This is a genomic window from Protofrankia coriariae (assembly GCF_001017755.1).
GTDB lineage: Bacteria > Actinomycetota > Actinomycetes > Frankiales > Frankiaceae > Protofrankia > Protofrankia coriariae.
This window is the reverse complement of the sequence record NZ_JWIO01000004.1, coordinates 92,936-103,082: the sequence shown is the minus strand read 5'-3', so window position 1 is coordinate 103,082 and position 10,147 is coordinate 92,936. Positions and strand designations below refer to the sequence as shown.

The window sequence follows — 10,147 nt, the reverse complement described above, 5'->3', positions numbered from 1 at the left end:
CGCCGGCCGGCCGGCCCGTACCGGCCGGCTCCGGCGTGCTCATCACCGACCCGGAGCGGCTGGTCCAGCGGGATCCGTGGGAGACCGTCCGACTGGCCCGGGACAGCGGCCGCCCCACCGTCCGGGACTACCTCGCCCGGTCGTTCGACTCCTTCATCGAGCTGCGTGGTGACCGGCTGTACGGGGACTGCAGCGCCGTCGTGGCGGGCATCGCGGAGATCGACGGGCTTGCCGTGGCCGTGGTCGGGACCGAGAAGGGGCACTCGACCACGGAGCTCGTCGCGCACAACTTCGGCATGCCCCAGCCCGAGGGCTACCGCAAGGCCATGCGGGTGATGTCGCTGGCGGCGCGGCTCGGCCTGCCCGTGGTGACACTGATCGACACCCCCGGCGCCTACCCCGGCCGGGAGGCCGAGGAGCGGGGGCAGGCGTCCGCGATCGCGCACGCCATCCAGCGGATGTCCGCGCTGTCCACACCGGTCATCGCGGTGATCACCGGTGAGGGCGGCAGCGGCGGCGCGCTGGCGCTGGCCGTCGCCGACCGCGTCCTGGTCGCGGAGAACGGCGTGTTCTCCGTGATCAGCCCCGAGGCGTGCTCGTCGATCCTCTGGAACGACACGCAGGCCGCGGCCGAGGCCGCCCGCGCGCTCGGCCTGAACGCCCCGTGGCTGCTGCGGCTGGGCATCGTCGACGCCGTGGTACCCGAGCCGCTCGGCGGCTCCCAGACGGATCACCTTGCCGCCGGCAACCTGCTGCGCCAGGCGGTGCTCGAGGCCCTGCGCCCGCTGCTGGCGCTGCCGGCGGCCCACCTGATCCGGGCCCGGCGCTCGCGCTTCCGCCGCTTCGGTCAGGCGGCCGTGACCACCCCCACCGACATCGCGCCGCCGCAGCCGCGCGAACGACATGAGGAGAAGGCCGTATGAGGCCGGCCAACACCAGCGACCAGCGTCAGCACGTCCTGAGCCGTCTGCACGAGCACGCGACCCGGCTGGCCGGGGAACTGCCCGGCCAGCTCGGCCGCATCCGCGTCTGTTCCGGGGACGTCGCCATCGAGGTCGAGTGGTCGCGGGCGACCCCCGGCGCGCAGCAGGCGGCGCCGCCGGAAAACGTCGGCGCGCTCATCCCGGCACCGTCCACCGGCGACACGGCTGTTGAGCGGACGGTTGTCACGCGGGCGGCCACCGGGGCGCCGGCCGCCGGAAACGGCACCATCGTCAGCGGTGCCCCCGTGAATGGCGCGGCCGTACCCGGCGCCACGGCAAACGGGGCCGCCGCGAACGAGGCTGGTGAGAATATCGCGGACGCCGACGTGGCCGCTGTCACGGCCCCGATCGTCGGGACTTTCTATCACGCGCCCGAACCGGGGGCAGAGCCTTTCGTCACGGTGGGGAACGTCATCGACGCGGGCGCGACGATCGGCATCATCGAGGCGATGAAACTGCTGAACCCGGTGACTGCCGACATCGGCGGGACGGTGGCCCGGATCTGCGTCGGGAACGGGGAGGCGGTCGAGTTCGACCAGGTTCTCGTCGAAATAGCACCGTAGCGGAAGTCTCATTTCACGCGGGGGGTGAAGATTTGTTCCAGAAAGTTCTCATCGCGAACCGCGGCGAGATCGCGCTACGGGTGGCCAGGGCGTGCCGTGAGCTCGGTATCCGGACCGTCAGCGTCTATTCGACAGCGGACCGGGACTCGCTTGTCCATCGCCATACCGACGAGGCGGTGTGTATTGGGCCGCCACCGCCACGGCGCAGCTACGCCAACGCGGCGGCCATCGTCGAGGCGGCGAGAATGACAGAGGCGGACGCCGTCCATCCCGGCTACGGGTTTCTCTCCGAGGATCCCGACTTCGCGGAGATATGCGCCGACGCCGGCCTGGTGTTCATCGGCTCGCCGCCGGCGGTGATGGCCTCGCTGGGGGACAAGAGCGTGGCCCGGGCCCTGATGCGCAGGGCGGGCCTGCCGCTGCTCACCGGCAGCGCCGATGTCGCGCGCAGCGTAGCTGACGCGCGCGACATCGCCGACGCCATCGGATATCCCGTCATCATCAAGGCCGCGGCCGGTGGCGGTGGGCGCGGTATGACGGTCGTGCGCTCGGCCGCGCAGCTCGCGACCGCGTTCGCCGACACCCGGGCGGCGGCCCGGGCGGTCTTCGGCGACGACCGGATCTACGTGGAGCGTTTTCTCGAACGGGCCCGCCACGTCGAGGTGCAGATCCTCTGTGACGCGCACGGTGTGGGCATCCACCTGGGCACCCGGGACTGTTCGGTGCAGCGCCGCCACCAGAAGCTGGTGGAGGAGGCGCCCGCGCCCGAGCTCGACCCCGACCGGGTGGCCGAGATGTGCCGGGACGCGGTGCGTGGCGCGCTGTCGGTCGGTTTCACCGGCCTGGGCACGGTCGAGTTCCTGGTGGACGAGGACCAGAACCACTATTTCATCGAGATCAACAGCCGTATCCAGGTGGAACATCCGGTCACCGAGATGGTGACGGGCTGCGATCTCGTCCACGAGCAGCTCCATGTCGCGGCCGGCACGCCGTTGCGGCTGCGGCAGGAGGACGTCGTCCTGCGCGGGGTCGCCGTCGAGTGCCGGGTCAACACCGAGGATCCGGACCGCGGGTTCACCCCGGCCGCGGGCCGGCTGGACCGCTTCGCCCCGCCGGCCGGCCCGTTCGTCCGGGTGGACACCCATGGCTTCCCCGGATACCGGGTCAGCCCGTACTACGACTCGCTGCTGGCCAAGGTGTCGGTCTGGGCGCCCAGCCGGGCCGAGGCGCTCAGCCGGGCCGAGCGCGCGCTCGGCGAGTTCGACGTCGACGGGCCCGGCGTACGTACCACTATTCCTTTCATCAAACGTGTGCTGGCCGACACCGAGTTCCGCAAGGGACGGTATTCGACCAGCCTGGTCGACCGCCTGACAGCGGACTCCGGAAAGGTGCGGCGATGAGTGTTGAAGCTACCGGGGAGACCCGGTCCGTCGTGACAGCGGCCACGATCCGCGAAATTCTCGTCGAGCGGGCCGGTGTGGATCCGGACGTTTTCGCCGGAAACGAGTCGCTTTCTCTCGCGGAGCTGCAGATCGACTCACTGGCCGTTCTCGAGCTGCAGGCGGTGCTGGTCGAGAGGTTCGGTGTGGAGATTCCCGACGAGGCCGTCACGATGACCGTGGGGGAGATCGCCGCCGTCGCGAACGAGGATCGGTGACAGAAGGTCCATGAACGAAGACCTGTGAAAAGGCCAGCGAACGAAGGCACCCGGGTGGCGTCCCGTGGGCGAGGGCCTGCGGGAGAAAATCCGGGACAATTTCAGGGAGGTCTCGTAGGAGATGCCGGGACACACACAGAACTCGGTGTTCATCGCCGCTCCGTTCGGCGTCGTCTGGGACGCGACGAACGACCTGGAGAACTGGCCCGACCTGTTCACGGAGTACGCCTCGGTGGACATTCTCGAACGCGAGGGGAACACCGTCCGTTTCCGGTTGACCATGCATCCGGACGAGAACGGCCAGATCTGGTCGTGGGTCAGCCAGCGAACGGTCGACCGTGGCCTGCGTGAGGTGCGCGCGCATCGGGTCGAGCCCGGCCCGTTCCAGTACATGAACATCTACTGGTCGTACGAGGAGCTCGACGGCGGCGTCCGGATGACGTGGCTGCAGGACTTCGCCATGCGCCCGGACGCGCCGGTCGACGACGAGGCGATGACCGCCCGGATCAACGCCAACTCGGTGATCCAGATGGAGATCATCCGGGACAAGGTCGAGAAGCTGGCGGCCGGTGTGGCCGGCACGGCCGGTGTGGCCGGCGCGGCCGGTGGGGCTCGCGACGCGGGCGCATGACGAGTGAGCACGGGCGCATGACAAGTGAGAGGGAGTACCGGAGATGGCTGTCGCATCCTGCTGTCGGCATGTGGCTGTCCGTGATGTTCCGCCGGACCGGCGGCGCGGGGGAGAGCTACGGGTGCTGCTCGGTCCGCGCACGGTCGGTAGCACCTCGGGCTTCATGGGCGTGGCCACCCTGCTGCCCGGCGAGAAGATCGCCGAACACTACCATCCGTACAGCGAAGAGTTTCTGTACGTAGCAACAGGGAGCATCGTCGTCGACTGCGACGACGTCCCGGTGGCCGTCGCGGCCGGCGAGGGGCTCTACATCCCGATCGGGACGCGCCACCGGCTGCGCAACACCGCGGGCGAGCCGGCGTCGGTGGTCTTCCACCTCGGTCCCCTCGCCCCCCGTCCCGAGCTCGGGCACGTGGACACCGAGAACGCCGAGGACACCGGGAAGGCCGGGGACACCGGGAACGCCGGGGAGGCCCGGGGGAGCGGGGACGCCCGGGACGCGGGCGCTGCCCGGCAGGCCGTGACCGTGACCGCCGACCAGGCGCGCTCCGAGCCGCAGCTGTCTGACCAGGTGAGTACCGGCCAGGTGGGCAGCGAACGCGCCGACGGTGATCCGGTGGCCTCGGCGTGAGCGGCCACCGCCGCGTGGTGGTGACCGGGGTGGGCGTGGTCGCGCCGGGCGGGGTGACGCGGGAGGCGTTCTGGTCCGCTGTGACGGCGGGCCGGACCGCCACCCGGCGCATCACCCTCTTCGACGCGTCGCCGTTCCGGTCCCGGGTCGCCGCCGAGTGCGACTTCGACCCGGCCGCCGCCGGGCTCACCCCCCGTCAGGTGCGGCGCTCCGACCGCTACATCCAGTTCGCCATGGCCGCCGCCGCCGAGGCCGTCACGGACAGCGGGCTCGTCTTCGACGAGCCGACCGCGAACGCCACCGGCGTGACGATGGGCACGGCGGTCGGGGGGACCACGGCGCTGGAGACCGAGTACGTCGTGGCCAGCGACAGCGGCCAGCAGTGGCTGGTCGACCCCGACTACGCGTCGCCGTTCCTGTACCAGGCGCTGATGCCGAGCAGCCTGGCGGCCGACGTCGGCTGCCAGTTCGGCGCCCACGGCCCGGCGCAGGTCGTCTCCACCGGCTGCACGTCCGGGATCGACGCCATCGGCTACGGCTACCAACTCGTCGCCGACGGGGAGGTGGAGGTGATGATCGCCGGTGCGTCGGACTCCCCGATCTCCCCGGTCACGCTCGCCTCCTTCGACGCGATCAAGGCGACGTCGCCGGACGATTCCGACCCCGAGCACGCCTCCCGGCCCTTCGACCGGGACCGCAGGGGCTTCATCCTGGGTGAGGGCGGCGCGGTCCTCGTCCTGGAGGAGCTGGAGCACGCCCGGCGTCGGGGTGCGCACATCTACTGCGAGGTCGCCGGGTTCGCCACCCGCAGCAACGCCTTCCACATGACGGGGCTGCGTCCCGACGGGGTGGAGATGGCTCGGGCCATCTCCGACGCGCTGGCACAGGGCCGGCTGGCGCCGACCACCGTCTCCTACATCAACGCCCACGGTTCGGGGACCAAGCAGAACGACCGGCACGAGACGGCGGCCTTCAAACGGGCGCTGGGCGAGCACGCCTACCAGGTGCCGGTCAGTTCGATCAAGTCCATGGTCGGCCATTCGCTCGGCGCGATCGGCGCGATCGAGATGGCGGCCTGCGCGCTGGCCATCGAGCACGGGGTGGTCCCCCCGACGGCGAACTGGGCCAACCGCGATCCGGAGTGCGACCTCGACTACACGCCGAACACGGCACGTGAGCACAAGGTCGACGTCGCGCTGTCGGTCGGCAGCGGTTTCGGGGGCTTCCAGTCGGCCATGGTCTTCCGGGCTCCCAACGGCCTGCCGGCCGCGGAGGGCGCTGGGAAGAGGAAAGCGGGGGTCGGACGGTGACGCCGCGCGCTGTGATCACCGGGATCGGGATCGTCTGCGCGAGCGGGATCGGCGTGGACACGTACTGGAAGACCGCGCTGTCCGGGGAGACCCGAATCGGGCGCATCACCCAGTTCGACCCGTCACGCTACGACACCACCCTCGCCGGTGAGGTCGAGGGTTTCGGGGCGGCCGAGCACATGCCGAGCCGGTTCGTCGTGCAGACGGACCGGTGGACGCACCTGGCCTTCTGCGCCGCCGGCCAGGCCCTGGCGGACGCGGGGATCGACCCGGAGGCCCTCGACCCGTACGACATGTCCGTCGCGCTCGCCAGCGGCTCGGGGGGCAACGCGTTCGGCCAGCGCGAGCTGCAGCACCTGTGGAGCTCCTCGTCCCGCACGGTCGGCGCCTACCAGTCGATCGCCTGGTTCTACGCGGCCACGGTGGGGCAGCTGTCGATCCGGCACGGCATGAAGGGGCCGTCGGTGGTCCTGGTGTCGGAGAGCGCCGGTGGCCTGGACAGCTTCGCCCACGCGGCGCGGCTGGTCCGCCGCGGGACCCCGGTGGTGCTCGCCGGCGGAACCGAGGCACCGCTGTCCCCGTACGCGCTGACCTGCCAGCAGCACAACCATGCCATGACATCCCGCACCGACCCGGCCCACGCCTACTGCCCGTTCGACGTCGACGCGGACGGTTACGTCCCCGGGGAGGGGGGTGCCGTCTTCGTCGTGGAGGACCTCGACCACGCCCTGGCCCGCGGCGCCCCCGTGATCTACGGGGAGATCGCCGGGGCGGCGGCCACGTTCGACGGCCGCCCCTCCCGGCGTCGCGGCGGCTTCGACGTGGAGCAGTACGCCCGGGCGATGACCACGGCGCTGCACCGGGCGGGCCGGCGTCCCGAGGATGTCGACGTGGTCTTCCCCGACGCGCTCGGGCTGCCCGCCGCCGACCGCGACGAGAGCGCCGCGCTGCGGGCCGCATTCGGCTCGGCGTCACCGGTGGTGACGACGCAGAAGCCACTGGTGGGGCGGCTCTACCAGGGTGGAGCCGCCCTGGACGCGGCCACCGCCCTGCTGGCCATGCGGCACGATCTGCTGCCGCCGGCGGGTGTCCGTACGCCCGCGCCCGGATGCGACCTGAACTTCGTCGCCGAGGTGACCCCCACGCCGGTCACCACCGCAATGATCAACGCCCGTGGTTTCGACGGATTCAACGCGTCGGTCGTCCTACATCGCTATCAGCAGGAGGAGAAATAGATGCCCAACGTGGACGCGACCGGCGGCCCCGGGGTGGGGGCGGTGGTGCGCACGGCGCTCGGCACCGCCACCGACACGGTGCGCACGCTGCTGCGCATGCGCGCCCGTCCCGGCCGTGAGCAGGAGTTCGAAAGCGCCTGGCTGAAGGCGGCGGAGGTCATCAGCACGGTGCCGGGGAACATCCGCCAGGATCTGATGCGCAACCCGGACCGGCCCGGCGAGTACGTGATCGTGGCCGACTGGGAGAACCGCTCGGCGCTGGACGCCTTCGGGCGCAGCGCGCGCCGGGACCACCTCACCGCCGCCCTGCGCGACCTGCGCGACGACGCCGAGCGCAGCACCTACGACGTGCTGCACACCCTGGACGGGCGGGGGCCGGCGGTGCGGGTGCTGGTCACCACCACTGTGCCCCCCGGCGAGGAGGACGCGTTCGAGCAGGCGTTCCTCGAGGTCGCCGAGGCCATGCGCGGGGTGGCCGGCCGGGTCCGGGAGGAGCTGCTGCACGAACCCGGCACCGGCACGTTCCACCTGCTGGCGGAATGGGCCTCCGAGCAGGCCTTCCTGGCCTGGGTGGGGGATCCGAACCACAGCGACCGCACCAGGCAGCTCATCCCCTTCCTCGACCGTGGTTTCTCCCGCCGCATCTTCTCGATCGTCGCCCGCCCACCGGAGGACGAAGCGAACGCCGGCGCGAGCCCCGAGGCGGCCATCGGCGCGGACGCCGCCGGCGCGAACGCCCGCCCCAGGCCGGGGGCGGCCCCGCAGCAGCGCCCGACAGCGGCCCTGAGCACGGCCGCGGCCGCGACCGTCCGGCCGCAGGTCGCCGGTGCCCGGCGGCCGGAGCCGGACGCGGCAACCGACGTGCTGGTCGTCGGCGCGGGACCGACCGGCCTGACCCTCGCCATCGAGCTCGCCCGCCGCGGGGTCGCCTGCCGGCTGGTGGACAGGAGCACCGAGCCGCCGGGCCAGGCGGACAAGGCCATCGGCGTGCACTGCCGGACGATGGAGATCTGGGAGGACCAGGGCATCGTCCAGGAGGCGATGGACGCCGGCATCTGGCTCAACGGCCAGATCGTCGTCGTCAACGGGCACCAGACCCACCGCGTCGAGTGGGACCTGCCGGAGCTGCCGTACGCCCACCTCGGGCTGCCGCAGTACGAGACGGAACGCATCCTCACCAACCGTTTCGCAGCCCTCGGCGGGACGATCGAGCGGGGCGTCGAGCTGCGCGGCCTCACCCAGGACGCCGCCGGCGTGACCGCCCGGCTGTCGGCCGCCGACGGTGAGACGACGGTGCGCGCGAAGTATCTGGTGGGATCCGACGGCGCGCACAGCACCGTCCGCAAGGAGCTGAACCTGGCGTTCAACGCGGGCGCCGGACGGTTCCCGCAGCTGTTCATGCTCGCCGACGTCGAGGTCGACTGGTCGCTGCCCGAGGGCTATCTGCTGCGCTTCCTGCACGAGACCGACGGCAAGATGGACGGGATGCTCGTGTGCGTCCCGTTGCGGGGCCAGGGCCGTTACCGCATCGCGACCATGGCCCCGCCGCGGATCATGGCCGAGGCCGCCCGCACGGACGTGCCGCCCGGTTTCACGAAGGAGTACGAACCGCCGACGCTGGCCGAGTTCCAGGCCGCGCTCGACGGGCTGGCGCCGCCCGGGACGACCGCGCGCAACCTGCGCTGGTCGTCGATCTTCCGGATCAGCCACGGGATCGTCGACCGTTACCGGGTCGGCCGGGTGTTCGTCGCCGGTGACGCCGCGCACCTGCACCCGCCGGCGGGCGGGCAGGGCATGAACACCGGCATCCAGGACGCCTACAACCTCGGCTGGAAGCTCGCGCTCGCGGCGGGCGGGCACGCGGGGCCGGGCCTGCTCGACAGCTACGAGGCCGAGCGCCGCCCGGCCGGGGAGTCGGTCATGGGCCGCGCCGTGCGGGTCGCGTTCACCGACGAGATGGACAACGAGGACGAGAAGGCGCAGTTCCTCGACGAGATGCAGATGACCCTGACCTACCGCGGCACCCCGCTGGTCGGGGAGGCGCTGGGCTGGGACGCCCCGGACCGCGGGCCGGCGGCCGGCGACCGCGCGCCGGACGTGCACGGGCTGGCCCGCCGCGGGGTCGGGCACCGGCTGCGGCTGTTCGAGCTGATCCAGGGCAGCGGGCACACGCTGCTGTTCTACGGGGACGCCTCCTCGACCGAGGAGGACCTGCGCGGCTACGAGAAGATCGCCGCGGCGATCCGGCGGCAGGCCGCGGGGCTGATCAACGTCTACGCCGTGCTGGACCCGGACGCCGTCGCTCCCGCGGGCCTTGACCTGCCCGTCATCCGCGACACCGAGCGTGACTACCGGTCCGTCTACGCGACCACCGGGCCGTGCGCCCACCTGATCCGGCCGGACGGGCACATCGGCTTCCGCAGCAGGCCGGTCCTTGCCGGCGCCCTTGAAGATCACATACGTGCCGTTTTCGGGTGACGACAGCCGATTGCGCTTCGGCGTACGGCCGCGACGAAATGTACGGAGTGTGATGAACTGATATGCAGAACGGGGAATTGAATGGCGAGCGGAAGGCGGCTGGACGTCCTGGTGTGCGGTGCCGGAGTGGCCGGGATGACGGCCGCTCTCGCGCTGGCGCGCCTCGGGCACGCGGTGACGCTGATCGAGCGTGACACCGCGGTGAGACCCGCCCGGCTCGACGAGGCCGGTGGCTGGAGACGGACCGGGGTCGCGCACCTGCACCAGCCGCACGCCTTCCTCGCCCGCATCCACGCCGAGCTGCGCGCGGGCCTGCCCGACACACTCGACGCCCTGCGGGCCGCCGGCGCGGTCGAGGTGCCCCTGCCGGACGGGACGCGCTCGTTGCGGTGCCGCCGCAGCACCCTGGAGTGGGTGCTGCGGCGCGACCTCGAGACGCAGCCCGGGATAGAGCTGCGGGCCGGGACCGTCCAACGGGTGGAGACCCGGCGGGGAACGGCCGTCGGCGTGCAGCTGGCCGAGGGCGGGCTGCGACCGGCCGATCTTGTTATCGACGCCGGTGGCCGGCGCAGCCGGCTGACCACCGGGGCACGGGACGCGGAGGGCATCGACGAGCCGGCCAACGAGGTCTACGTGTCCCGCCGCTACCGGCTGCTGCC

General features: G+C 72.0%; 10 protein-coding genes (1 of these 10 only partly in view). All 10 read left to right on the top strand.

Going from position 1 to position 10,147, the window contains the following annotated elements; genetic code table 11:
- A partial coding sequence (accA, locus tag FrCorBMG51_RS29290) for a carboxyltransferase subunit alpha (protein ID WP_275452040.1) occupies positions 1–923 on the top strand: 923 nt, incomplete at its 5' end.
- Entirely contained in the window at positions 920–1,546 is a 627-nt protein-coding gene (locus FrCorBMG51_RS04230) for a biotin/lipoyl-containing protein (RefSeq protein WP_047221793.1), read from the top strand. The genes accA and FrCorBMG51_RS04230, both read left to right, overlap by 4 nt.
- A 32-nt stretch (positions 1,547–1,578) precedes the next feature.
- The gene (locus tag FrCorBMG51_RS04225) at positions 1,579–2,946 is read left to right on the top strand and encodes an acetyl-CoA carboxylase biotin carboxylase subunit (protein WP_047221792.1); all 1,368 of its coding nucleotides are present in this window, start codon (positions 1,579–1,581) and stop codon (positions 2,944–2,946) included.
- Positions 2,943–3,203, top strand: coding sequence for an acyl carrier protein (locus FrCorBMG51_RS04220; protein WP_047221791.1), 261 nt, complete (start codon positions 2,943–2,945; stop codon positions 3,201–3,203). Before FrCorBMG51_RS04225 ends, FrCorBMG51_RS04220 begins: the two co-directional genes overlap by 4 nt.
- Positions 3,204–3,324: 121 nt before the next feature.
- Positions 3,325–3,834 carry an SRPBCC family protein gene (locus FrCorBMG51_RS04215; RefSeq protein WP_047221790.1) on the top strand — a complete coding sequence of 170 codons (510 nt, stop codon included), beginning with the start codon at positions 3,325–3,327 and terminating at the stop codon, positions 3,832–3,834.
- A 121-nt stretch (positions 3,835–3,955) separates the two neighbouring features.
- A complete protein-coding gene (locus tag FrCorBMG51_RS34425; RefSeq protein WP_338052679.1) occupies positions 3,956–4,465 on the top strand; it encodes a cupin domain-containing protein in 510 nt (169 codons plus the stop codon).
- A complete protein-coding gene (locus FrCorBMG51_RS04205; protein WP_047221789.1) occupies positions 4,462–5,775 on the top strand; it encodes a beta-ketoacyl-[acyl-carrier-protein] synthase family protein in 1,314 nt (437 codons plus the stop codon). Before FrCorBMG51_RS34425 ends, FrCorBMG51_RS04205 begins: the two co-directional genes overlap by 4 nt.
- Positions 5,772–7,010: a beta-ketoacyl synthase N-terminal-like domain-containing protein gene (locus tag FrCorBMG51_RS04200; RefSeq protein WP_047221788.1), complete on the top strand. Its 1,239-nt coding sequence runs from the start codon at positions 5,772–5,774 to the stop codon at positions 7,008–7,010. The genes FrCorBMG51_RS04205 and FrCorBMG51_RS04200 overlap by 4 nt, the downstream gene beginning before the upstream one ends.
- Complete coding sequence (locus FrCorBMG51_RS04195) at positions 7,011–9,488, top strand: FAD-dependent monooxygenase (protein ID WP_076843285.1); 2,478 nt, start codon at positions 7,011–7,013, stop codon at positions 9,486–9,488.
- 81 nt (positions 9,489–9,569) lie between these two features.
- Positions 9,570–10,147, top strand: partial view of an FAD-dependent oxidoreductase gene (locus FrCorBMG51_RS29285; protein WP_052914275.1) — the 5' portion only. It continues 112 nt past the right edge of the window; only the first 578 of its 690 coding nucleotides appear in the window; its start codon is at positions 9,570–9,572; its stop codon lies off the right edge, out of view.